The organism is Lysobacter sp. Soil_N_23 (assembly GCF_057656135.1).
In genome coordinates this window covers 206,047-230,858 of record NZ_JBDGKY010000004.1, presented here as the reverse complement: position 1 = coordinate 230,858, position 24,812 = coordinate 206,047, and the positions used below count along the sequence as shown (strand labels likewise).

The 24,812-nt window shown below is 66.5% G+C and carries 22 protein-coding genes; 14 read left to right on the top strand and 8 right to left on the bottom strand.

Translation table 11 applies throughout. The features are described from left to right. The 3 genes from AC3A3X_RS05345 to AC3A3X_RS05335 form a co-directional block, all read right to left on the bottom strand. The coding region (locus tag AC3A3X_RS05345; protein ID WP_487582007.1) for a hypothetical protein at positions 1-98 on the bottom strand (98 nt) is incomplete at its 3' end. A gap of 77 nt (positions 99-175) precedes the next feature. After that, positions 176-958 carry an FKBP-type peptidyl-prolyl cis-trans isomerase gene (locus AC3A3X_RS05340; RefSeq protein ID WP_487581995.1) on the bottom strand — a complete coding sequence of 261 codons (783 nt, stop codon included), beginning with the start codon at positions 956-958 and terminating at the stop codon, positions 176-178. 145 nt (positions 959-1,103) lie between these two features. Beyond that, entirely contained in the window at positions 1,104-2,039 is a 936-nt protein-coding gene (locus AC3A3X_RS05335; protein ID WP_487581994.1) for an FKBP-type peptidyl-prolyl cis-trans isomerase N-terminal domain-containing protein, read from the bottom strand. A 515-nt stretch (positions 2,040-2,554) separates the two neighbouring features. Here AC3A3X_RS05335 and AC3A3X_RS05330 point away from each other — a divergent pair. The 6 genes from AC3A3X_RS05330 (at position 2,555) to AC3A3X_RS05305 (ending at position 6,870) form a co-directional block, all read left to right on the top strand. Further along, entirely contained in the window at positions 2,555-2,974 is a 420-nt protein-coding gene (locus AC3A3X_RS05330) for a hypothetical protein (protein WP_487581993.1), read from the top strand. Positions 2,975-2,979: 5 nt separating this feature from the next. Then, a complete protein-coding gene (locus AC3A3X_RS05325; protein ID WP_487581992.1) occupies positions 2,980-3,351 on the top strand; it encodes a GntR family transcriptional regulator in 372 nt (123 codons plus the stop codon). Further along, on the top strand, positions 3,348-4,229 hold the full coding sequence (locus AC3A3X_RS05320; protein WP_487581991.1) for an ABC transporter ATP-binding protein: 882 nt from the start codon (positions 3,348-3,350) through the stop codon (positions 4,227-4,229). The genes AC3A3X_RS05325 and AC3A3X_RS05320 overlap by 4 nt, the downstream gene beginning before the upstream one ends. 35 nt (positions 4,230-4,264) lie before the next feature. Then, positions 4,265-5,281, top strand: coding sequence for a hypothetical protein (locus AC3A3X_RS05315; RefSeq protein ID WP_487582006.1), 1,017 nt, complete (start codon positions 4,265-4,267; stop codon positions 5,279-5,281). 91 nt (positions 5,282-5,372) lie between these two features. Continuing rightward, complete coding sequence (locus AC3A3X_RS05310; RefSeq protein ID WP_487581990.1) at positions 5,373-6,158, top strand: DUF4097 family beta strand repeat-containing protein; 786 nt, start codon at positions 5,373-5,375, stop codon at positions 6,156-6,158. Positions 6,159-6,213: 55 nt separating this feature from the next. Further along, complete coding sequence (locus tag AC3A3X_RS05305) at positions 6,214-6,870, top strand: YggN family protein (protein WP_487581989.1); 657 nt, start codon at positions 6,214-6,216, stop codon at positions 6,868-6,870. Between the two features lie 64 nt (positions 6,871-6,934). Here AC3A3X_RS05305 and AC3A3X_RS05300 read toward each other — a convergent pair whose 3' ends face one another. The 5 genes from AC3A3X_RS05300 to AC3A3X_RS05280 all read right to left on the bottom strand — a co-directional run bounded on the left by AC3A3X_RS05300 (position 6,935) and on the right by AC3A3X_RS05280 (position 13,837). After that, entirely contained in the window at positions 6,935-7,897 is a 963-nt protein-coding gene (locus AC3A3X_RS05300) for a fimbrial protein (protein WP_487581988.1), read from the bottom strand. A 26-nt stretch (positions 7,898-7,923) separates the two neighbouring features. Further along, on the bottom strand, positions 7,924-10,491 hold the full coding sequence (locus AC3A3X_RS05295; protein ID WP_487581987.1) for a fimbria/pilus outer membrane usher protein: 2,568 nt from the start codon (positions 10,489-10,491) through the stop codon (positions 7,924-7,926). Between the two features lie 146 nt (positions 10,492-10,637). Next, on the bottom strand, positions 10,638-11,369 hold the full coding sequence (locus AC3A3X_RS05290; RefSeq protein ID WP_487581986.1) for a fimbria/pilus periplasmic chaperone: 732 nt from the start codon (positions 11,367-11,369) through the stop codon (positions 10,638-10,640). Positions 11,370-11,441: 72 nt separating this feature from the next. After that, positions 11,442-11,978, bottom strand: a complete 537-nt coding sequence (locus AC3A3X_RS05285; protein ID WP_487581985.1) for a fimbrial protein — start codon at positions 11,976-11,978, stop codon at positions 11,442-11,444. A 437-nt stretch (positions 11,979-12,415) separates the two neighbouring features. Then, positions 12,416-13,837, bottom strand: a complete 1,422-nt coding sequence (locus AC3A3X_RS05280; RefSeq protein ID WP_487581984.1) for a class II fumarate hydratase — start codon at positions 13,835-13,837, stop codon at positions 12,416-12,418. 192 nt (positions 13,838-14,029) lie between these two features. Between AC3A3X_RS05280 and purB the strand changes: the two genes are divergently transcribed. The 8 genes from purB to AC3A3X_RS05240 all read left to right on the top strand — a co-directional run bounded on the left by purB (position 14,030) and on the right by AC3A3X_RS05240 (position 24,693). Further along, on the top strand, positions 14,030-15,400 hold the full coding sequence (gene purB, locus AC3A3X_RS05275; RefSeq protein WP_487581983.1) for an adenylosuccinate lyase: 1,371 nt from the start codon (positions 14,030-14,032) through the stop codon (positions 15,398-15,400). A gap of 116 nt (positions 15,401-15,516) precedes the next feature. Then, positions 15,517-15,936 (top strand): VOC family protein, encoded by a 420-nt coding sequence (locus tag AC3A3X_RS05270; protein WP_487581982.1) that lies wholly within the window; start codon positions 15,517-15,519, stop codon positions 15,934-15,936. Next, a complete protein-coding gene (locus AC3A3X_RS05265) occupies positions 15,933-17,171 on the top strand; it encodes a JmjC domain-containing protein (RefSeq protein ID WP_487581981.1) in 1,239 nt (412 codons plus the stop codon). Before AC3A3X_RS05270 ends, AC3A3X_RS05265 begins: the two co-directional genes overlap by 4 nt. 5 nt (positions 17,172-17,176) lie before the next feature. Next, positions 17,177-18,085, top strand: coding sequence for a GNAT family N-acetyltransferase (locus AC3A3X_RS05260; protein WP_487581980.1), 909 nt, complete (start codon positions 17,177-17,179; stop codon positions 18,083-18,085). Positions 18,086-18,358: 273 nt separating this feature from the next. Further along, on the top strand, positions 18,359-21,190 hold the full coding sequence (locus AC3A3X_RS05255; RefSeq protein WP_487581979.1) for a 2-oxoglutarate dehydrogenase E1 component: 2,832 nt from the start codon (positions 18,359-18,361) through the stop codon (positions 21,188-21,190). A gap of 99 nt (positions 21,191-21,289) precedes the next feature. After that, positions 21,290-22,489, top strand: coding sequence for a dihydrolipoyllysine-residue succinyltransferase (gene sucB, locus AC3A3X_RS05250; RefSeq protein ID WP_487581978.1), 1,200 nt, complete (start codon positions 21,290-21,292; stop codon positions 22,487-22,489). 52 nt (positions 22,490-22,541) lie between these two features. Beyond that, positions 22,542-23,984, top strand: coding sequence for a dihydrolipoyl dehydrogenase (gene lpdA / locus AC3A3X_RS05245; protein WP_487581977.1), 1,443 nt, complete (start codon positions 22,542-22,544; stop codon positions 23,982-23,984). Between the two features lie 115 nt (positions 23,985-24,099). Further along, the gene (locus tag AC3A3X_RS05240; protein ID WP_487581976.1) at positions 24,100-24,693 is read left to right on the top strand and encodes an LOG family protein; all 594 of its coding nucleotides are present in this window, start codon (positions 24,100-24,102) and stop codon (positions 24,691-24,693) included. Positions 24,694-24,812 lie beyond the last annotated feature (119 nt).

The window sequence follows — 24,812 nt, the reverse complement described above, 5'->3', positions numbered from 1 at the left end:
TGGTCGATGTCGACGCAGATCACGTCGTGGCCGACGTCGGCCAGGCAGGTGCCCGTGACGAGGCCGACGTATCCGGTGCCGAAGATGGTGACGCGCATAGGTACTCCAACGAGGAACGAATCTGCAGGAGCAGGGAGCGGTCTTCGCTCCCTGCACCCGGATGGTTACCCGTTACTCACTTGCCGCCCGGCTTGACGATGTCGAGCAGCTCGACTTCGAACACCAGGGTCTGGTTCGGGCCGATCGGGCCAGCGCCCTGCTCGCCGTAGGCCAGCTTGCTCGGGATCCAGAAGCGGTACTTGCTGCCGACCGGCATCAGCGCGATGCCTTCCTGCCAACCCGGCACCAGCTGGCCGAGCACGAAGGTCGCCGGCTCGCCACGATCGTAGGAGCTGTCGAAGGTCTTGCCGTCGAGCAGGGCGCCCTTGTAGTGCGCGCTGACGGCGTCGGTGGCGCTGGGCTTGACGCCCTTGCCTTCGGTCAGGACCTGGTACTGCAGGCCCGACGCGGTGGTGATCACGCCCGGCTTCTTGCCATTCTCGGCGAGGAACTTCTCGCCGTCCTCGAGGTTCTTCTTGGCGTCGGCCATCATCTTGGCGATGCGCTGCGCCTGCACCTTCTGCGCGAACGCTTCGCGGATCTGCGCCGACTGCTTCTCGTCGAGCAGCAGCTTCTCGCCGGCGAGCGAGCTCTTGAGCGCCTTGTTCAGGGTGTCCAGGTCGATTTCATCCTTGACCGGCTCCAGCGAACGCGCCATGTCCATGCCGATCATGTAGCTGACCTGCTCTTTCTCGGTCGGCAGGCCCGGGATCGCCTTGTCGCCGGCCTTGGCTTCAGCGGCGGCGTCGGGCTTGGCGGCGTCCGCGGCCTTGTCGGCCGGCTTGTTGCAGGCAGCGGTCAGCGCTGCAAGCGAAGCGATGGCCAGGGCGAGGGCGGTGTGGCGCGGGGAAAACTTCATCGGACGGAGGCTCCAGGGATAGGGTTTCGACATCAGGACCGCAATGGGCTTTGTATGGGCTTCGACAGCGTGGCACCGGCCACGCCGCCAACAAGGCCTCACAAACTGCCAGCAACGAACTGAACGGTAGACGTACCGTTCGAATTCAGAGGATGGCCATCAATTCAACGTCGAACACCAGCGTCGCGTTCGGACCGATCGGGCCGCCCGGCGTGCCCTTCGGGCCATAGGCCAGCTCGCCCGGAATCCAGAAGCGGAACTTGCTGCCGACCGGCATCATCGAAACGCCTTCGGTCCAGCCGGCGATGACCTGGTCCAATGCGAACTCGGCCGGCTGGCCGCGATCGTAGGAACTGTCGAACACGGTGCCGTCGAGCAGCGTGCCGTGGTAGTTGACGCGAACCTGGTCGGTCGACTTCGGACGCGCGCCCGAACCCTGGCGCAGGATCATGTACTGCAGGCCCGAGCCGGTGGTGAACACGCCCTTGACCGCCTTGTTCTTGGCCAGGAACGCGGCGCCGTCGGCCTTGTTCTTGTCGCCCAGCGCCGAGGCCTGCGCCTGCATCTTGGCCTGGACCTTCTGCTGGAAGGACTGGCGCACCGCGCCCTGCTCGGCCTCGCTCAGCAGCGGCGTGCCCTTGTTGAAGCTGGTGCGGATCGCCTGCACCACCACCGGCAACTCGAGCTCGTCCTGGATCGGCGCCAGCGAGCGGCCGACGTCGGCGCCCACCAGATAGGCCACCTTGTCCTTGGCCACGTCGGGCACCTTGGCACCGGCCGGTGCCTGGCCGGCGCGCGAGGCAATGCGCTGCATCAGCGCCGGACCGACGACCTGCGCCTCGTCCTCGGTGATCAGCGGCTTGCCGCCGTCGAAGGCGTTCTTGATGGCGCGCTCGAAAGCGGCCAGATCGATGTCCGGCGCCACCGGGGCGATGGACTGGGCGATATCGCTGCCGACCATGTAGCTGGCCTTGTCGCGTTCGGTAGTAAGCACGGTCTTGTCCTGGGCAGAGGCTGCCGCGCCGATCAGCGTGGCCGCAGTGGTGATCAACACGGCGGCGCCGCGCACAAAAGCCTTCATCGGGTACCTGCTCCGTATGGGTATGGTCGTCGGCCTGAATGGCCAGATTGCGTCTGGACGGCATCGGCTGCCGCCATCGCCACGCAAGCGGTGCATTGTCGCGGCACAGGATCGCATGGGCAATGACCGTGCGCGCAGCACGGTGTGACCGCTGTCCGGTCCGGTTGTTCCGGCGTCCGCTTCCAGCGCTTCGAAGTACGGCGTGTTACCGCGCTTGCTGGTAGCGTTGACCATGAGCACCACTTCGCCCCGGCATAGGGTCGATGCCGGAACCGGCGCCTGCCGGCCAATGGCCGGTAGCGGAGATCGTGCGGACCGCCAGCGGCCGAAGCGAAAGCCGACACCAGCAGCAAGGACAGCCCCTGGGGCACGGATAGATGCTTGCTCCGCCCCGTCCCCGTCACGCCCCCCGTTCATCGGCCTATGCCATCAGTTGGGTAGGCCGGACTTGACCGGGAGTATTTAGGTGTTATAGTTGCCTACAACACCGGTTGACCAAAGAGCAGGACGCCACCATGAACCGCAGGCTCCACAACTCCTTCCTCGCCCTGCTCGCCTCGGCTTCGACCCTGGTGCTGTGCCTGGCGATGGCGCTTCCGGCGCCGCAGCAACCGCAAGCTCGCCCGATCGCCCTGCATGTAGGTCCGGTCGAATTCACCTTCACGCCTTCCGATCCGAGCGCCAGCCATGGCGACCAGATCGAAGCCCTCGCACGCAGCATCGAGCGTCGCGCCGACCAGGTCGACAGCCTGGCCGGTGCCGCCGCCCTGACCGCTGAAATCGCAACCGCCGCGGCCCTGGCCGAAGCGGTGAACAGTTCCAGGTCTTTCGAGAGCGCCACCATCGATACCGAAAAGAAACAGGCAAGGACTGCCGCCCGGCACCGCCGGCAAACCCTAGTCATGCCTTATTTCTCATTCGCACCGCGGGGCTGAAACCCATGACCGCAATTCAATGGAGCGACGGCGCTCCGATCTATCGCCAGCTGAAGGAGCGCGTCATTGCGATGATGCTCGACGGGGTGCTCAAGCCCGGAGACGCTCTCCCCTCGGTGCGCCAGGTCGCTGCCGAATACCAGCTCAATCCAATCACTGTCTCGCGCGCCTATCAGGAACTGGCGGACGAGGCTCTCGTCGAAAAACGCAGGGGTCTGGGCATGTACGTGACCGAAGAGGCCGCAAAGAAACTGCTGTTCAATGAGCGCGAACGCTTCCTGCGCGAGGAATGGCCGCTGGTGCTCGAACGCATCATGCGCCTGGGCCTGACCGCACAGGAACTGCTGGCCACCGACGTCAAGGCAGGCGCGCAATGAACGCCCCCGTCACCACTTCCGCTTCCGTGGTCAGCGCCCACGGCCTGCGCAAGGCCTACAAGAACAAGCTGGCGCTGGACGAGACCGCGTTCGAGATCCCGGCCGGCCGCATCGTCGGGCTGATCGGTCCCAACGGCGCCGGCAAGACCACCGCGCTCAAGGCCATCCTCGGGCTGATCCCGTTCGAAGGCACGCTGAAAGTGCTGGGTCGCGACCCGCGCACCGAGCGCGACGAGCTCATGCGCGACGTCTGCTTCATCGCCGACGTGGCGGTGCTGCCGCGCTGGATCCGGGTCAAGGAGGCGATCGAGTTCGTCGCCGGCGTGCATCCGCGTTTCGACCGCGCCAAGTGCGAACGCTTCCTCGCCCACACCAAGCTCACGCCGAACATGCGGGTGCGCGAACTGTCCAAGGGCATGATCGTGCAACTGCACCTGGCGCTGGTGATGGCGATCGACGCCAAGCTCCTGGTCCTCGACGAGCCGACCCTGGGCCTGGACATCCTCTACCGCAAGCAGTTCTACCAGCGCCTGCTGGAGGACTACTTCGACGAGGAGAAGACCATCCTGGTCACCACCCACCAGGTCGAGGAGATCGAGCACATCCTCACCGACGTGATGTTCATCCGCGACGGCAAGATCGTGCTCGACAACGACATGGAATCGCTCGGCGAGCGCTTCATCGAAGTGCTGGTCAACGGCGAGAAGACCGATCAGGCGCGTGCGCTCAAGCCGATCGACGAACGCGCCCTGCCCTTCGGCAAGACCGTGATGCTGTTCGATTCCGTGCCGCACGAACACCTGGCCGGCCTCGGTGAAACCCGCACGCCGGGCCTGGCCGACCTGTTCGTCGCCACCATGAAGGGGACCTACGCATGAACGCAATCCAGGAATCCCACGGTGGCCGTGCAGCCGTGGTGGCCGCGCCGCACCCGACCCACACCTACAAGATGCTGCTCAAGCGCGAGTTCTGGGAGCACAAGGGCGGTTTCTTCTGGGCCCCGCTGGTGGCCGGCGGAATCCTCCTGCTGCTCACGCTGATGGGCGTCGGTGCCGGCGAAGTATTGCTGCGCAAGGTTCCCGACCACGCCACGATCAACGTCGAAGGCGGCAGCTTCCAGGTCAACGGACTCGACCTGGCGCGCCTGACCGAGAAGATCAGCCCGGACGAGCTGCGCGAGTTCGGCGGTGCGATCGACGCCAGCCTCTACATGGCCGCGACCTGGCCCTTCGTCGTCCTCGCCTTCGTCGTGTTCTTCTACTGCCTGGGCAGCCTGTACGACGACCGCAAGGACCGCAGCGTGCTGTTCTGGAAGTCGTTGCCGATCTCCGACCGCGACACCGTGCTGTCGAAGGTGCTCAGCGCCACGCTGATGGCACCGGTGATCGCCGCGATCGCGGCCATCCTCACCGTCTTCGGCTCGATGCTGATCTACAGCCTGGTCGTGCTGCTGCACGGCGGCAATCCGTACACCCTGCTGTGGGTGCCGGCGAGCCCGCTGAAAGTCTGCGCGCACCTGCTCGCTTCGATCCCGGTGTATGCCCTGTGGGCGCTGCCCACCGTGGGCTGGCTGATGCTGTGCTCGTCCTGGGCCAAGAGCAAGCCGTTCCTGTGGGCGCTGATCATCCCGATCTTCGCCGGCATCCTGGTCGGCTGGTTCGACCTGATGCATGCCTTCGACCTGGATACGGCCTGGTTCTGGAAGAACATCGTCGCCCGCAGCCTGACCAGCATCGTCCCCGGCGCCTGGTTCGATGCGGCCAACATCGGCGACATCAGTGTCGATGGCCCGCAGGCGATCCACTCGGTGATCAACCTGCGCACGATGTACTCGGTCCTGCTCACGCCGCAGCTGTGGGTCGGCGCGGTGGCGGGTGCGGCGATGCTCTACGGCGCGATCCGCATGCGTCGCTGGCGCGACGACGGCTGAGCCCCGCTCGTCGGGTTTGCGGGACGGTGGCACGCAACCTTCGGCCACTGTCCCGCATCCCAGTCGCACTGACCCACGGAGCCAGACCAACATGATTCACAAGTCCGCAATTGCCGTCGCCCTGACCCTCAGCGCTGCCCTGGTGCCCGCCGCCCACGCCGCCGCCCCTTATTGCGAGCACTCCGAAGCGCGCAACCTGCAGCTCGACCTGGTCGGGGTGAAGGCCGTGGTGTTCGATATCGGCCCGCACGACCTCATCGTCACCGCCTCCCCCAATGCCCGCTCCGCCATCGACGGCAAGGCTTGCGCCTCCGACGCCGGCCGCCTGAAGGACCTCCAGCTGACCCAGCAGCGTGTCGGCGACAAGCTGATTGTGACGGCCGAGCGCAGTGACGGCATGACTTTCAACTTTGGCGGCAACCATTACGCCTACCTCGATATCAAGGCTTCGATCCCGGACAACGTGCCGGTGCAGCTCAAGGTCGGTTCCGGCGATGCCCGAGTCACCGGCGCCACGTCGCTGAGCATCGACCTGGGTTCGGGTGATGTGGAGGCACGCGACATCCGCGGCCTGGTCACCGCCGACCTCAACTCGGGCGATATCGAACTCGACACGATCGGATCGCTGCAGGTGCTCAGCGTCGGTTCCGGCGACTTCAGCGCCCGTCGCATCGGACGCGGCGCCACGGTCGGCAGCATCGGCTCGGGCGACGTCGAACTGATCGATGTCGGCGGCGACGTCAACGTCGACCGGATCGGCTCGGGCGACCTCGACGTGCGCGACGTGCGCGGCAACCTGAGCGTGCGCCATGTCGGCAGCGGTTCGGTCGACCATAGCGGCGTGTCCGGTCGCACGGACGTTCCGCAAGACAACTGATTCCAAGACAAGCGGGGGGCGCACTCGCGTCCCCCTCACCAGCCAGGAGCTCCACATGATTGCCGCAAGCCGCACCGTACTGTTCGCCGCCGTGCTCGGCGGCATCTCGCTCCTGGCTGCCTGTGGCGCCAATCCCGCACCGGGCAACGCGCCGACCGCCGGAAAGCAGGACACCGGGGCCATCTCGTCCGCCATCCAGGAAGCCATCGGCGAGGCGCAGAAGGAGATCTCGGAAGGCAACATCACCGTCTCCAAGGACGAGCACAACGGTGGCAAGAAGGCCGAGATCACGCCCAAGGGCGACCTGCTGATCGATGGCCGCGCCGTGGCGGTGACGCCCGCGCAGCGTGCGCTGCTGCTGGAGTACCGCAGCCACGTCGTCGCCGTCGCCACCGCCGGCATGCACATCGGCATGGAGAGCGCCGACCTGGCCACCAAGGCCGTGGCCGAATCGCTCAAGGGCGTGTTTACCGGCAACACCGACGACGTCGAAAAACGCGTCCAGGCCGAAGCCGACAAGGTCCGCACTGCCGCCAAGCAGCTGTGCACGCACCTGCCGGCCATGCTGGACTCGCAGCAGAAGCTGGCCGCCGCGCTGCCGGAGTTCAAGCCGTACGCGACGATGGATGCGTCGGATGTGGACGACTGCTGGCGGGAGACCAGCGAGCATGCGGAGACTACCGCGGCGGAGAACAAGGCGTCGAAGCAATAGGACCAGCGTCCGCTTTCCGTGCCTGCCCGCGACCTCCAAGACCGCGGGCTTCGCGGCGTTCTGGCTACCTGTAGTCCATGGTGAACGTCATCGAAGTGTTCGCGGTGCCGCCCTTCACCGTCGCTCCGGTCTGGTAGTAGCGAACGCGCAGCGGCACGGAATAGCTGCCGGCTGCGCCCTGGTAGTTGTTGAATGCCTGCAGCGCGCCCAAGGGAACCGGGGCGGTACCCGCGTCATTGAGCACCTGCACACCGATACCGCTGGCGCTGGACTCCGCATCCAGCGCGACCACCGACTGGGCAGAGTTCAAGACCGCGGTAGCCGGGTCGATCCGGTAGTTGATGGTATTGATGTAGGCCTCGCAATTGAGCGGAATGCTCAGCGCGGCCGTTGTGCCGCCGCTGCCCGGGCCTTTGAAATCGGTTGCCTGCTGCGTGCCCAGCGACACGGTGACGTCGGCTGTCGTGCAAGTGGGCGTCACGATCGTCAGCGAGTTGGCCAACCACAGGTTGAACACATCGACCGAGCCGTACCTCAGCTTTCCCACCAGGCCTGCAGGCACGACCGTGCCGCCCGGAATCGGCCCGACCTTGACCATGGAAAGCCCGCGCCTGGCCGCAGGGAAGTCCTTCGAACCGTTGAGGCTCAGCGTGCCATAGGCGGGCACCGAGTCACCGCGAGCGAACAGACGCCATTGGATCGCCACGCCGGTATTGCCGACGGGAAAATCGATGCCTCCAATCGCCGGCTGCGAACCGGCCTGATTGATGATTCCGTAACTGTCTCCGTTGCAGGTGACCGCGGAGAACGGCGGCCTGACGACGAGATCGGTGTACTTGACTTCCGTGCTCATCGGCACGTTGCGCGGGAACGACACGATCGAGGGCGTGAACGTGAAATACACGTCTGTCGGTGCACTCCCCCCCGTGACGGAGCAGGCGGCCCTGCCGACGCCAGGCAGCACGCCAAGCGCGGCGATGAGGGCAATCGCCGCGTAATTGCGAAGTCCGTTGTTTGCTCTGGTCATGGTGTTTCCTGATCCGGGTGTCTTCATCATCGGCAGGTGACGTCGTCTGTCGCATGCAGCGTGGCGGCGTCGGCTGGTGGCAACGCGTAGGACAGCCTGCACGCATCCATCGACTCGTCACCCCATCGCACCGTGAGTTCGCCGTTATCGCTCGACAGGCGGCGGGCGATAATGCGTCCGGCCTGCGCCACGGTGCCGATGCTCTGGCCGGCGCTGTCGAGGACTTCCGCGCCGAACGGCACGGGCGCGCCGTTCTCCCTGCGGGCGCGCAGGATGGCCGCGCGACCTGCGTTGGTGGTCTCGAACTTGATCAGCGAGATCGCGCCGGCCGTCGGTGTGGCCTGCTGCACGGTCGACTTCAACTCGACGTTGAGCGGCAGGCCCTTCGGATCGATCTCGATCGGGTTGTTGGAGAACGGCTGCAGGCTTGATGCCACCGCGTGGCCCCATCGGTCCACGCGCACGCCGGTACCGCTGACCACGCGTGCGCCGCCGGCGCCCTTGGCCTCCACTATCGCCGTGGTATCGCCCAGGCTCGGCGAGAACACCAGTCCGTGGCGGTAGGCCACCATGCCACCGGAGATACCGGCGCTGGCCTGGCGGTATTCGCCGCTGCGGCTGGCACTGGCGCTCAGGGTGGCCACCGGCGAGGCGTAGGCGGCATTGGCGCCGACCGTGCTGATGCTGTCCTGGCCGCCACCGCGGGTGTGACCGGCGTTGATGCCATAACTGAAAGCACTGTCTTCGCCCAGCGAGCCGGTCAGCGACTGCTGCAGCGCGGTCGCGCCGGAGGCCAGGCGCTGCACGCCGGTGGTCGAGTACGACGCACGCGGGCTGCTGCCCAGCGGCACGCCAACGGTCAGCATGACCTGGTTGTCCCACCTGCCCAGGTTCAGTTCGAACTGGCGGCTGGCGGAGAGGCCCAGATTGACCCGCCGGAAGGTGTTGTTGTAGCCGGCCTGGTACTGGGTATCGGCGTCGTGGCGGTTCCAGTAGTCCTGGCGGAAACCCGACAGGTAGAACGATCCTCCATTCCCCGGCAACTGCTGGCTGATGTTCAACTGCAGCTTGCCGCGCTGGATCGCCGGATCGCCCGCGTTGGAGAACCGGTCATCCAGCTCGCGCAGGGCGATCGCATCGGGCAGGCCCAGGAAGCCGCGGCTGTTGTAGCGATACGCGGCCACGGTGATGTTGGTGTTGGTCGGCGCCAGCAGCTTGCTGAAGCTCACGCGCAGGCTCTGGCCCTCGCGGTCGGGCTGGTTGCGCAGGCTGGTACGGGCATGGGTGATGTCCGCGCCGAACGCGCCGATGGGGGTGTTGAGCGCCGCGCCCAGTGCCGCCGCCGAGTAGTTGTCGGACGCGACCACGCCGCCGTAGCCGGTGAGCAGATTGTTGAAGCCGTGCTGCAGGGTTCCCTGGAACACATAGGGCGTGGCGCGCAGAACGGCGTTGCGGTACTTGCCGGCGGTGATGGCGTGGCGGGTGACGCCCGGGCGCAGGGCGTTCACGGCCGATGCGAAGGGCACTCTCGACACGTGCACGCTGCCGTCGGCCTCGGTGACCACCACCTCCAGATCGCCGCCGTAACCGGTCGGATACAGGTCGTCGATGGCGAAGGCACCCGCCGCCACGGTGGTCTCGTAGATGACGTTGCCGTCCTGGCGGATCTGCACGCGTGCATTGCTGTTGGCGATGCCGCGAACGGTCGGCGCGTAACCGCGCTGCGACTCCGGGAACATGCGGTCGTCGCTGGTCAGTTGCACGCCGCGGAAACCGTAGCTGTCGAACACGGCGCCGTCGGTGTAGGCGTCGCCCAGGGTCAACTGGCTCTTCAGCGCGGGGATGCTGCGCTGGGCGTAGCTCCGGACCGACTGATACCTGGAGTCCGCACCGCTGTCATGGGTCAGGTTGCCGGTGTGGCGCAGTCGCCACGGCCCGGCATTGAAGCCGGCGTCGACACCCAGGTAACTCTGCGTCGCACCGATGCCGCCTATTTCGGAGCGATAGGCATTGGCGTCGTACTGCAGGCGCGCACCGGTCACGCCATCGTCCCAGAACTGCGGATCGACGTAGCCGCGCGGCTGCCGGCTCAGGCTGGCCTGCGGCACGCTCACGAACAGGCGCTGCTCGCCGTTGTCGAACGAAGCGGTCGCTCCGTCGATCAGCTCAGGCATGGCGGCGCAATGTCCGCCATCTGCCTGCATCAGTGCCGCTGCCTGCGGGGTCAGCTTGCCCAGGTCGACACCAATGCGCGCCAGCAGTGTCCGGTCGAAGCACGGCTGCACGTCGCGCATCTCGGCATCGACCGCCTGCAGGGTCACATCGACGGTTCCCACCAGATCCTGGTTGAGGATGAGGTCGGCACGATAGGTGCCAGGCGGCGCCTGATTGCCCTTGCTGAAGCGGCTGATATCGGCGTGCGTGCCGCCGCCCGTCGGGCGCAGGAAGGTTTCGTTGAACTCGACCGACCCGCCGGCGTCATCGCCGATCGCCGCGGGATCGGCGCAGGCGCCGCCACTGAGCAACAGCGTCGTTATGGCCAGGCTGATCGGGCTGATCCGAAGGCCGGGAAGGTGATCTTGCGTTTTTTGCATTGCGGTTCGACTCCGGATCCTGGGCAAGCCTCGCCCCTGCCGCACCGCGCGGCGTCCTGAAAGGGAATTCGTTGGATGGTGATGAAGACCGGACCCGCGCTTGGCGGTTTTCCCGGCGATGGAATGCCGCGTTACCGCAACCGCGGTTACAGCGGTGTCTTGCCGTCGATGGGCCCGCCGAAATCGTTGATGGCGTGGTAATGCACTTCAGCACCCTGGTTCGCGATGGCTTCGCCCTTGAGTGGGAAGGCCATGGTTTGCCCTGGACCGATCATGCCGCCGTCGACCGCGCTGACACTCCTGCCGCCGGCCACCAGTTCCAGCGCACTGAAGGACACGTGATACGGCGTGGGATTGCTCGCCTGGAGCGCGACATGGTCGCCATCGCGACCGACGCGCCAGGTGATCTGCGCAGGCGCCTGATCGGCACTGCCCTTGAGTCCCTGCGGCCGGAAGAACAGCTTGATCCGCGAGCGGAATGCCAGCTGCACCTTGTTGGAAGCGGCCATGTCGGCGCCGGGCTTGGGCGGCACTTCCAGCACGTTGAGCCAGAACACCGACTCCTTGTCCTGGGGCAACGGTTCCCGGGTATGGATGATGCGCAGGGTCTGGCCCTTGCCCGCATCGATGCGCGACATCGGCGGCGTCAGCGTGAAGGGAACGTCGATCATCGCCGGGTCGGCCGCGGCGTCGCCGTCGTCCAGCCAGACCTGCGTGAGTGCTGGCGACTGTCCGACGTTGCTGAGCTTGACGGTCACTTCCGGTTCCTGCGCGGGATAGACGACGCGCGTACCGGCGATGACGACGGAAGCCTGTGCGTGGCCAAGACCCATCGCCAGCAGCACAGCGGCTGCCACGGCCCTGATTGCATGCTTCATGCGGAGGTTGTCCTGTCGATAGGTTCGCCGCGGGCAGAAGCGGGTGCCCCGCTTCTGCCCGGGCGGTTGCGGTTACTGGTAAGCGATGGTGTAGGTGACGCTCGAATCGGCCGCGCCCGAAGTGGCGGCACCGGTGGCGTAGTACTCCATGATGTAGTTCAGCTGGGCGGCACCCGCGGTCAGGGCGACCGCCTTGGAGTTCTGCGAAGTCGAATCGGCGCCGGCCTTGATCATCGAACCGTCGGCATTCTTGATCTGGATCTGGACATTGGTGGCACCGCCGGCATTGAGCGTCAGTCGGCCCGTGTTCGGATCGACCGTCGCGCCTGCGTCGAAGTGCGTGTGCACATTGCCGCTGTCAGGCGAGCAGCCGCTGAGCTTGATGCCGAAGCCGGTGGCACCGGCGGTGTTGCCGGCAGCGGCCAGCGTGGTCTTCGAGACGGTCGGCAGGGCGACGGTGAAATCCTTGCCGCCGGCGGTGCTGGCGACAGTGCAGGTCGAGTCCATGACCTTGCCGGTGACGGTGATGGTGCCATCGGATGCGAAGGCGGCCTGCGAGGCCATCGCGATGCCGGTCAATGCCATAACGTTGATCAGTTTCTTGCTCATGTCGCTGAGTTCCCAAGTCGATGGTTGAAGGTCGGCCACATCCGGCGGTGTCGAGCGTGATTGCTCATCGACAGGCGTGATGCCTTTCGCTTCGCCCCTGCTGCAGACCGCGGTGACTTTACGCAGCGAGAACCCCTGTTCACATAAGAACGGACTCAACGAGAAAAAGACTTAGCCACACCGGACAGATCCGCACGGCGCGCAGTCACTCCGAACATCGGGAGCTTTTTTGCCTGATGACAGGCCACGGCACAGGTGCGAAGCCAAGCAGGCTCCGAGTTGCGTTCAGCGTTACAGGTGCGCGCAGGTGACAGCCCACATCGCAGCGATGCCCGCGTGCGATGGCTCGGCTGGGTGAAACACTCGGAGGAAGCGCTTGTCCTCCGATTGCATGAGCAGATGACGCGAAGGAACGGAAGCGACTTCCGCTCCTGCAGTCAGCCTCCCCCGCCCGCTCCCTCGTGGATCCCGCCGCGCGTCAACGCCGCCGGGTCCAGCAGTTGGCGCAGATCCTTTTCGGTCAGACCGCTCGACTCGATCGCAACGTCCAGCACCGGCCGCCCCTCCTTGTAGGCCTGCTTGGCGATTGCCGCGGCTTTCTCGTAACCGATGATCGGATTGAGCGCGGTGACCAGGATCGGGTTACGGTCCAGCGCTTCGCGGATGCGTTCCGGGCGCGCTTTCAAGCCGGCAATCGCATCGTCGGCGAGCAGCCGCATCACGTTACCCAGCAGCCGGATCGAATCGAGCAGGTCGTAGGCAATCAGCGGAAGCATCACGTTGAGCTGGAAGTTGCCGCTTTGCCCGGCAACCGTAATCGCGGCGTGATGGCCGATCACCTGCGCGCAGACCATGCAGGTCGCCTCGGGGATCACGGGGTTGACCTTGCCCGGCATGATCGAACTGCCCGGCTGCAACGCCGGCAGTTCGATCTCGCCCAGCCCCGCCAGCGGACCGGAATTCATCCAGCGAAGGTCGTTGGCGATCTTCATCAGCGCCACGGCCAGCGTGCTCAACTGCCCCGACAATTCGACGGCGTCGTCCTGCGAGGCGATTCCCTCGAACTTGTCCTGCGCTGATTCAAAGCGCGTGCCGGCCAGCGTCGACAACGCCTTTGCCACCGCCCGGCCGAAACGCGGATCGGCATTGATACCCGTGCCGATTGCCGTGCCGCCGATCGGCAGGCGTCGAAGGCGCTTGAGCGCGTCGTCGATTCGCTCCTGCGCCGAGGCGAGCTGTGACGCCCAGGCACCGAACTCCTGGGCGAACGTCAGCGGCATCGCATCCATCAGATGGGTGCGACCGGTCTTGGTCACCTTGCCCAGCGCCTTGCCGCGTCGCTCGATGGTGCGACGCAGGTGCTTGAGCGCCGGCAGCAGGTGTTCGACGGTGGCCAGTTGCGCCGACACGCGGATCGCCGTGGGAATCACATCGTTGGAGCTCTGGCCCAGGTTGACGTGGTCGTTGGGGTGGATCTTTTGCCGGCCGCCGGCCGTGGCCAGGGTGGCGATGACCTCGTTGGCATTCATGTTGCTGGAAGTGCCCGAGCCGGTCTGGTAGACGTCGATCGGGAACTGCGCATCGTGTTCGCCCTGGGCAACGGCCAGCGCGGCGGTCTGGATCGCCTGTGCCGCCCCTTTTCCGAGCAACCCGTAGCCTCCGTTGACCTGGGCCGCGGCGGCTTTGATCAGGCCCAGTGCACGGATGAACTCGCGCGGCATCGGCTGGCCGGAAATGGGGAAATTCTGTACCGCGCGTTGGGTCTGTGCGCCCCACAGCGCCGCTGCAGGCACCTGCAGCTCGCCCATGCTGTCGCGTTCGGTGCGGAATTGCGCGCCGCTGCCTCGCTGCCTGGCCATTGCCGACTCTCCGGGGGATCGATGGGATCAGCTTACGCCGCTCGCTGCGGCGACGACCACGCCAGGCGCGGCTTGGAAGTGACAAGGCAGATGGGCTACGGGCCTGGATCCCGGCGTCCGCCGGGATCACGGGCCGGGGATGCGGATGGGCAGGAGTAGTAGAATCGCGGTTTTCTCGCCCCCCGGCCCGCCATGTCCGTCGAATCCCAACTGCTCGCCCTGTCCCCGCTCGATGGCCGCTATGCCGGCAAGGTCGATGCGTTGCGCCCGATCTTCTCCGAGTACGGCCTGATCAAGGCGCGGGTCAAGGTCGAAGTGGAGTGGCTGCTGGCGCTGGCCGACGAGCCGGGCATCGTCGAGCTGTCGCCGTTTTCCGCAGCCGCGGCCGCGCGCCTGCGCGCGCTCGCCGACAACCTGTCGCCGGCCGATGCGGCCCGGGTCAAGGAGATCGAGCGCACCACCAACCACGACGTCAAGGCGGTCGAGTACTTCATCAAGGAGCGCCTCAAGGACGATGCCGAGCTGGGCCCGGCGCTGGAGTTCGTGCATTTCGCCTGCACCTCCGAGGACATCAACAACCTCAGCTACGCGCTGATGCTCAACCAGGCGCGCCAGTTCGTGCTGCTGCCCAAGCTGGATGAACTGATCCAGACCCTGCGCACGATGGCGCACGAGCACGCCGCACTGCCGATGCTCTCGCGCACGCACGGCCAGACCGCCTCGCCGACCACGGTCGGCAAGGAACTGGCCAACGTGGTCGCGCGCCTGCAGCGCCAGGGCGAGACCCTCGCCGCCGCGCGCATGCCCGGCAAGATCAATGGCGCGGTCGGCAACTACAACGCCCACGTCGCCTCCTATCCGGATGTCGACTGGCCGAAGTTCTCCGAGCACTTCGTCCATTCGCTCGGCCTGAACTGGCAGCCCTACACCACCCAGATCGAGCCGCACGACGGCATCGCCGAGATCTGCGACGCGCAGCGCCGCATCGACACCATCGCAGTCGATCTGTGCCGCGACATCTGGGGCTACATCTCGCTGGGGTACTTCAAGCAGGCCGTCAAGGCCGGCGAAGTCGGCAGCTCGACGATGCCGCACAAGGTCAACCCGATCGACTTCGAGAACGCCGAGGGCAACTTCGGCGTCGCCAACGCGCTGTTCGAGCATTTCGCCGCCAAGCTGCCGATCAGCCGCTGGCAGCGCGACCTGACCGACTCCACGGTGCTGCGCGCGCTGGGCACCGCGTTCGGCCATGCCCTGATCGGTTTCGATGCGTTGCAACGCGGCCTGGGCAAGCTCAGCGTCAATCCCGAACGCCTGGCCGCCGACCTGGATGCCTCGTGGGAAGTGCTGGCCGAAGCCGTGCAGACGGTGATGCGCCGCCATGGCCTGCCCAATCCGTACGAACAACTCAAGGCGCTGACCCGTGGCCAAGGCATCAACGAAGCGTCGATGCGCGAGTTCATTTCCACGCTGGAACTGCCGGCGGCGGACAAGCAGCGGCTGCTCGAAATGACGCCCGGCAGCTACACCGGCCTGGCCGAGAAGCTCGCGCGCGAGATCTGAGCGTTTGCTCCCTCTCCCGCTGGCGGGAGAGGGCTGGTGTGAGGGCAAGAGCGCAGGCGAGCAAGAGCGCCCTCATCCGCCCTTCGGGCCCCTTCTCCCGCTCGCGGGAGAAGGGAATGGACTCCGGGATCGACATCATGAAGCTGCTGCTCAACATCGACGTCGATGACCTGCCCTCGGCCGAGGCGTTCTACATCGCCGCCTTCGGCCTGGAGCCGGCGCGCCGCTTCGGTGATGCCGTAGTGGAGATGCTCGGCGCCGAGGTTCCCGTCTATCTGTTGCACAAGGCCGACGGCAGCACCGGTGCCGGCGGCCACCCACGCACTTACGACCGACACTGGACGCCCGTCCATTGCGACGTGGTGGTCGACGACCTGGATGCCGCACTGGCCCAGGCCGTCGCCGCCGGCGCGCAACAGGAAGGCGCCACCCGCGAAGCCGACTGGGGCCGCATCGCCACCATCGCCGACCCGTTCGGGCATGGTTGGTGCCTGTTGCAGTTCCGTGGCCGCGGCTACGACGAGATAACGACATGAGCAAGAAGACCGTGGCGGCGAAGAAGCCGGCCCCGCAACAGCAAGTTCCCATTGAGATCGATGCGACGGCGATGCCGCCGCTGGGCATGACGCCCGAACGCTTCCTGCGCGACTACTGGCAGAAGAAGCCAGTGCTGATCCGCAACGCGTTCCCCGGTTACCAGTCGCCCCTGCAACCGGAGGACCTCGCCGGCCTGGCCTGCGAAGAATCCGCGCTGTCGCGGATCGTCATGCACGATCGCGCCAACGACCGCTGGACGCTGCGCCACGGCCCGTTCGAGGAGGCCGAGTTCCCCGCCATGCCGCACCAGGACTGGACCTTGCTGGTGCAGGACATGGACAAGTGGGACAGCGACATCGCCGCACTGCTGCCGGCGTTTTCGTTCCTGCCGCGCTGGCGCATCGACGACGTCATGGTCTCGTTCGCCGCACCGGGCGGTTCGGTCGGCGCGCACGTCGACCAGTACGACGTGTTCCTGCTGCAGGCGCAGGGCCATCGGCGCTGGCAGATCGACGCGAGCGACCATCCGCCGCTGGGATTCCGCAACGACGTCGAGCTCAAGCTGCTGAGCGAGTTCACCGCCAGCCACGAGTGGGTGCTCGGCCCGGGCGACATGCTGTACCTGCCGCCGGGCGTGCCGCACAACGGCGTTGCCGAGGATGCCTGCCTGACCTTCTCGGTCGGCATGCGCGCACCGTCGGCGGCGGAACTGCTGGGTGACTTCGTCGACACGCTCGCAGCCGATGCCGACGAGGCCCTGCGCTACGCCGACGCGGACCTGGCGCCTGCAACCGATCCGGCCGAAATAGACATGGCGGCGATGAACCGTGCCGTCGAGGCACTGAACATGCTGCGCATGAACGACCCTGACCGCCTCGGCGAGTGGTTCGGCCGGTTCATGACCGTGTACCGCGCCGCCGGCGAGGTCCAGCCCGGTGCCGATCCGCGCTCGCGCATCGAGATCGAATGGGACCTCCAGCATGACGCAGCTCTGCACCGCCACCCGTGGTCGCGCATGGCCTGGCGCCGTGCCCATGGCAAGGGCGCGCCCTCGCAACTGTTTGTCGCCGGCCAGTCGCACGAGTTGCCGGCCGCCGATGCCTCGGCGATTGCCAATGCCGCCGTCCTCGACGGCGCGACCTATGCCGGACTGAGCGAGGCTGGGCGCGACTGCGTGTATGGCCTGCTCCAGGCCGGCCACTACCAACTGGTCCTGGCGGACGAGGAAGAATGAACGACATGAGCCAGGCCGGCCGCGCGTTCCGGGTCGAGGCCGTCGCATATCAGCAGGCCATGGCCGAGCTGCGCCTGGTGCGCGACGCGGTGTTTGTCCAGGAACAGGGCGTGCCGGTTGAGATCGAGCGCGACGCGCTGGACCCGCTCTGCGTCCATGTCATCGCCCGCGACGGTCAGGGCGAACCGATCGGCACCGGCCGCCTCACGCCCGACCACCGCATCGGCCGCATGGCGGTGCTGCCCTCCTGGCGCGGCCAGGGCGTTGGCGAGGCGCTGTTGCGCGCCCTGCTGACGCAGGCCCGACAACTGCGCTGGCCGATGGTGAGCCTGCATGCGCAGGTGCCCGCGATCGTGTTCTACGCCCGCCAGGGGTTCCTGCCTTACGGCGATCGTTTCGTCGAGGCGGGCCTGGACCACCAGTCGATGCAGCTGGCGCTGGACGCGGTCAATGCCGTGGAACGCCGCGATGCCGGCATCGCGGCCACGGTGGGTGTGATTGCCAACGCCCGCCGGCGTCTGTGCATCTACAGCCGCGAACTCGACCCCGGCCTGTTCGACCAGCCCGAGGTACTGGCCGAATTGCGCCGCTTCGCCGTGGCCGGCGGCGAGGTGCGGATCCTGCTGCAGGACCCGGCCGCGCCGCAACGCGCCATCGCGCCACTGCTCGGGCTCGCACAGCGCCTGACCAGCGCGTTCGGCCTGCGCGCGATCGAGGAACCGGTGGACCGGGACTATCCCAGTGCCTACGTCGCCAACGACGACGGTGGCTGGTACTTCCGCCCGCTCGGCCATCGCTTCGACGGCGAGACCCGCCTCGACGACCCGGCCCGCGGCCGCCAGCTGCGCGCCCACTTCGATCCCGTCTGGGAACGGGCCCGGCCCTGCAGCGAGTACCGCGCCCTGGGCCTGTGATGGGTAGGAGCGAGCTTGCTCGCGATGGGCATCCGGCACCCCATCGCGAGCAAGCTCGCTCCTACGAAATGCGTGGCTCTCGGCCTTGAAGCGGGCTCCGGCGACCCAACGCTATGTGACCAGGGCTTGGCTGCAGTGGCTGATTCGACATAAGTGTTAGCCGTTTAGCTCCAGCCAAGGGCTATAATTCCGAATCTTGGCGCCTGAATAGCCGCACAAGCGTGCAATCCAGGCCTCCTCCGCCTTCTCCCACCGAGTTTCCCGATCAACATCGTGGACAGTCTCCTGAAGCAGTTCTCCCAGTCCTCCCAGCTCGGCGCCAATGCCGCTTTCGTCGAGGACCTGTACGAGCAGTACCTGGTTTCCCCCGACAGTGTCGACCCCAAATGGAAGGCGTACTTCGACGGCTTCAAGGGCCGCGAAGCCGGTGACGTGCCGCATTCGGCCGTCATCGACAACATCGCCCTGGCCGGTCGCATGGCTGCCCGCGGGGTGGTCTCCGTGGCCGCCGGTGCCGGCGACGAGCGCGAGCGCGAAGTCGGCCGCCTGATCACGGCGTACCGGTCGCGCGGCCACCTGGGTGCCGACATCGACCCGCTTGGCCTGCTGACGAAGCCGGAGGCGCCGGACCTCGAGCTGGGTTTCCATCACCTGACCGCCAACGACCTCAAGGCCGAGTTCAGCACCGGCGGCGTCGGTGGCAACGAGCGCATGAAGCTGGGCGACCTGCTCGCGCTGCTCAAGGCCACCTATACCGGCCCGATCGGCGCCGAGTTCATGCATATCTCCGACGCCGAACAGCGGCGCTGGATCTATGAGCGCCTGGAAAAGGCCGGTGGCAAGTTCGGCCGCACCGCCGAAGACAAGAAGCGCATCCTCGAGCGGCTCACCGCCGCCGATGGCCTCGAGCGCTACCTGGGCACCAAGTACGTCGGCCAGAAGCGCTTCTCGCTGGAAGGCGGCGACGCGCTGATCCCGCTGATGGACACCACCGTGCGCCGCGCCGGCGAACAGGGCGCCAAGGACGTGGTCATCGGCATGGCCCACCGCGGCCGCCTCAACGTGCTGATCAACACCCTGGGCAAGCCGCCGCGCCACCTGTTCGACGAGTTCGAAGGCAAGTTCGAGCACGTCCACAGCGACCTGGCCCACCAGGGCGACGTGAAGTACCACATGGGCTTCTCGGCCGACGTCGCCACCCCGGGCGGCCCGGTCCACCTGGCGCTGGCGTTCAATCCGTCGCACCTGGAAATCGTCGACCCGGTCGTGGTCGGCAGCGTGCGTTCGCGCCAGACCCGTCGCGGCGACAAGGGCCACCACCAGGTGCTGCCGATCCTGATCCACGGCGACGCCGCGTTTGCCGGCCAGGGCGTGGTGATGGAGCTGTTCCAGATGTCGCAGGCACGCGGTTTCCGCGTCGGCGGCACGGTCCACATCGTCATCAACAACCAGGTCGGCTTCACCACCAGCGCCGTCCAGGACGCGCGCTCGACCCTGTACTGCACCGACGTGGCCAAGATGGTCGATGCGCCGGTGCTGCACGTGAACGGTGACGACCCGGAAGCGGTGGTGTTCTGCGCCGAGCTGGCGCTGGACTTCCGCAACCGCTTCGGCAAGGACGTGGTCATCGACCTGGTCTGCTACCGCCGCCACGGCCACAACGAGGCCGACGAACCGGCCGCGACGCAGCCGGTGATGTACCAGGTCATCCGCAAGCACAAGACGCCGCGCGAGCTGTACGCAGCCAGGCTGGTCGCCGAAGGCACGCTGAGCGCCGACGAGGCGCAGGCGCTGGTCGACGGTTATCGCCAGAAGCTCGATGACGGCGCGGTCACCACCGAGGTGGTCGAGGTCAAGCCGGACGAGTTCACCATCGACTGGTCGAAGTATCTGTCGGGCAAGCTGTCCGACAAGGTCGACACCACCTTCGACCGCAAGAAGCTCGACAAGCTCGCCGTCACCATCAACGACGTCCCGGCCGACCTCAAGCTGCATCCGCGCGTGGCCAAGATCTACGAGGACCGCCGCAAGATGTCCGCCGGCGAGCTCGGCGGCGACTGGGGTTTCGCCGAGAACCTGGCCTACGCCACCCTCGTCGACGAAGGCTACAAGCTGCGCCTGGTCGGCCAGGACTGCGGTCGAGGCACGTTCTTCCACCGCCACGCGATCCTGCACGAGCAGACCAACGACGAGTACGTGCTGCCGCTGCGTCGCCTGGTCAAGAATCCGTCGGACGTGACCATCATCGACTCGCTGCTCAGCGAGGAGGCCGTGATGGCGTTCGAGTACGGCTACACCACCGCCGACCCGATGACGCTGGACATCTGGGAAGCGCAGTTCGGCGATTTCGCCAACGGCGCGCAGGTCGTGATCGACCAGTTCCTGTCCTCGGGCGAGGCCAAGTGGGGTCGCCTGTGCGGCCTGGCGCTGTTCCTGCCGCACGGCTACGAAGGCCAGGGCCCGGAGCACAGCTCCGCGCGCCTGGAGCGCTTCCTGCAGCTGTGCGCGCTGGAGAACATGATCGTCTGCACGCCGACCACGCCGGCGCAGGCCTACCACATGATCCGCCGGCAGATGCGCATGACCACGCGCAAGCCGCTGGTGGTGATGACGCCCAAGTCGCTGCTGCGCCACAAGCTGGCGGTGTCGACGCTGGACGAACTGGCCAAGGGCGAGTTCCAGCAACTGATCCCCGATGCCTCGGCCGACGCCAAGAAGGTCAAGCGCGTCGTGGTCTGCGGCGGCAAGGTCTATTACGACCTGATCGAGGAACAGGCCAAGCAGGGCCTGACCGACGTCGCCATTCTCCGCATCGAGCAGCTGTACCCGTTCCCGCGTCCGCAGCTGGTGGCCGAGCTCAAGCGCTTTGCCAAGGCCACCGACGTGGTCTGGTGCCAGGAAGAGCCGCAGAACCAGGGCGCGTGGTACCAGATCCGCCACCACCTGGCGGCCTGCCTGCAGTCCGGGCAGACGCTGCACTACGCAGGTCGTGCGCGCTCGCCGTCGCCGGCGGCCGGTCACCTCGCCGACCATGTCGCCGAGCAGACCGCGCTGGTCGCCGACGCGCTGCGCAACCCGCTGCGCGGTGAGGCCACCGCAGAGTAGACATCGCCGATTGAATCACCGTGTCGCCCCGGGCTGCGCCGTCGCCGCCCGGGCATCAAGATTCCTCATTACGTTCGGAATGACATTAGGACGCACCCCATGAGCACCGAGATCAAAGTTCCCGTTCTGCCCGAATCCGTCTCCGACGCCACCATCGCGACCTGGCACAAGAAAGTCGGCGACGCGGTCAAGCGCGACGAGAACCTGGTTGACCTGGAAACCGACAAGGTCGTCCTGGAAGTTCCCTCGCCGGTCGACGGCGTGCTCAAGGAAATCAAGTTTCCGGAAGGCACCACGGTCAACAGCGAGCAGCTGATCGCGATCGTCGAGGCTGGCGCGGTTGCCGCTGCACCTGCAGCGCCGGCGGCTTCGGCCCCCGCGCCGGCGGCACCTGCTGCAGCACCGGCTGCAGCTGCGTCCGCCTCTGTCGCGGCCAAGGCCGCTCCTGCTGCCGATCTGCCGCCGGGCGCGCGCTTCACCGCCGTCACCCAGGGCATCGATCCGGCACAGGTCGAAGGCACCGGCCGTCGCGGCGCGGTGACCAAGGAAGACCTGGTCAATTACGCCTCGGGCAAGGGCGTCGGCGCTGCCGGCGGCGCGCGTCCGGAAGAGCGCGTGCCGATGACCCGCATCCGCGCCCGCATCGCCGAGCGCCTGATGCAGTCGAAGAACTCGATCGCCATGCTGACCTCGTTCAACGAGGTCAACCTGGGCAAGGTCATGGCCATGCGCAAGGAGCTGGGCGAGCAGTTCGAGAAGGCCAACGGCATCAAGCTCGGCTTCATGAGCTTCTTCGCCAAGGCCGCCGCCAACGCGCTGCAGAAGTACCCGGTGGTCAACGCCTCGGTCGACGGCAACGACGTGATCTACCACGGCTACGCCGACATCTCGATCGCGGTGTCGACCGACAAGGGTCTGGTCACGCCGGTGTTGCGCAATGTCGAGCGCATGGGCTTCGCCGACATCGAGAAGGGCATCGCCGACTACGCCAGGAAGGCGCGCGACGGCAAGCTCGGCCTCGACGACCTGCAGGGCGGCACCTTCACCATCACCAACGGCGGCACCTTCGGCTCGCTGATGTCGACGCCGATCGTCAACCCGCCGCAGTCGGCGATCCTGGGCATGCACGCCATCAAGGAGCGCGCGATCGTCGAGAACGGCCAGGTCATCGCCGCGCCGATGATGTACATCGCGCTGTCGTACGACCACCGCATCATCGACGGCAAGGAAGCGGTGCTGTTCCTGGTCGACATCAAGAACCAGCTCGAGAATCCGCACCGGATGCTGCTGGGCATGTGATCTGCTCCTTCCCCTTCAAGGGGAAGGCCATGAAAAGTTAAGGATCAAAGACGTGAGCGAACAGCAGACCTTCGACGTAGTCGTCATCGGTGCCGGCCCGGCCGGTTACCACGCCGCCATCCGCGCCGCCCAGCTTGGCCTGAAGACCGCGTGCATCGACGCCGCGCTCGGCAAGGACGGCAAGCCCGCCCTCGGCGGCACCTGCCTGCGCGTGGGCTGCATTCCGTCCAAGGCGCTGCTCGACAGCTCGCGCCAGTTCTACAACCTGCAGCACCTGTTCGGTGAGCACGGCATCACCACCAAGGACGCCAGGATAGACGTCGGCACCATGATCGCCCGCAAGGACAAGATCGTGAAGCAGTTCACCGGCGGCATCGCGATGCTGTTCAAGGCCAACAAGATCACGCCGTTCTACGGCTTCGGCCAGCTGCAGCCGGGCAACGTGGTGAAGGTCAAGCAGCACGACGGTTCCGAAGTCGAGCTCAAGGCCACCAACGTCATCCTCGCCGCCGGTTCGGATTCGATCGAGCTGCCGTTCGCCAAGTTCGACAACGACACCATCGTCGACAACGTCGGCGCGCTCGACTTCACCGCCGTGCCCAAGCGCCTTGGCGTGATCGGCGCCGGCGTGATCGGCCTGGAGCTGGGCAGCGTGTGGAAGCGCCTGGGCGCCGAGGTCACGATCCTCGAAGCCCTGCCCGACTTCCTCGCCGCCGCCGATGCCGAAGTGGCCAAGACCGCTTCCCGCGAGTTCAAGAAGCAGGGCCTGGACATCAAGCTCGGCGCGAAGGTGAGCAAGGCCGAGGTCAAGACCAAGGGCAAGGCCAAGGAAGTCGAAGTCACCTATTCCGACGCCGAAGGCGAGAAGACGATCGTCGTCGACAAGCTGCTGGTCTCGGTCGGCCGTCGCGCCGCCAGCAAGGGCCTGCTGGCCGACGGCACCGGCGTCAAGCTCGATGCGCGCGGCATGATCGAAGTCGACGAGCACTGCCACACCGGCGTCAACGGCGTCTGGGCGGTCGGCGACTGCGTGCGCGGCCCGATGCTGGCGCACAAGGGCTTCGAGGAAGGCATTGCCGTTGCCGAGCTGATCGCCGGCCTGCCGGGCCACGTCAACCTCGACACGGTGCCGTGGGTCATCTACACCGAGCCGGAAATTGCCTGGGTCGGCAAGACCGAGCAGCAGCTCAAGGCCGAGGGCACGCCGTTCAAGACCGGCAGCTTCCCGTTCGCCGCCATCGGCCGCGCCGTGGCGATGGGCGAGCCGGCCGGCTTCGTCAAGGTCATCGCGCATGCCGAGACCGACCTCGTCCTGGGCCTGCACCTGGTTGGCGTCGGCGTCTCCGAGCTGGTGCACGAAGGCGTGCTGACGATGGAGTTCAAGGGTTCGGCCGACGACCTGGCGCGCATCTGCCACGCCCACCCGACCCTGTCGGAGGCGATCCACGATGCCGCCATGGCGGTCGACAAGCGCTCGATCCACAAGGCGAACTGATCGCCTCGCCGATCTCATCGCGATGATCGAGCCGAAAGGCCGCCATCACCCCGGTGCTGGCGGCCTTTTGCGTTTGTGACGTCCTGTTCAATCCAGGCAATACGGGTTCAATGAAATGAAGAATGTCTGTGTCTACTGCGGCTCCAATGCCGGCTCCCGGCCGATCTACGCCGAGCGCGCGATCGCGCTGGGCACCGAGCTGGCCAAGCGCGGGCTGGGGCTGGTCTACGGCGGCGGCAATGTCGGCCTGATGGGCGTGGTCGCCGACGCCGTGCTTGCCGCGGGTGGCGAAGTCATCGGCGTGATTCCCGAGCAGCTGGTCAACTGGGAAGTCGCGCACAAGGGTGTGACAAAGCTCGAAGTGGTCGGCTCGATGCACGAGCGCAAGGCGCGCATGTTCGACCTGTCGGACGGCTTCATTGCCCTGCCCGGCGGCTTCGGCACGCTCGACGAGATGTTCGAGATGCTGACGTGGCGACAGTTGGGCATCGGCGACAAGCCGTGTGCGTTCCTGGACGTGGATGGCTTCTATGAGCCGCTGGTGGCGATGATGGACCGCATGGTCGCCGAGCGTTTCCTGCATCCGGACCAGCGCGAGGATCTGTGGCACGGCGATGATCTTGGCGCGATGCTGACGTGGATGGAGGCATACGAGCCGGCGGCTGCTTCGAAGTGGATGGATGAGAAGCGGCGCAAGGCGCTGCGGTAAGACACTCGCCACCCGACCGTTCCTGCCCGCGCAGCCGCCCTGCCCTCACCGTCATCCCGCCCTTACCGTCATCCCGCCATCATCGTCATCCCGGCGCACGCCGGGATCCAGTGCCGGAG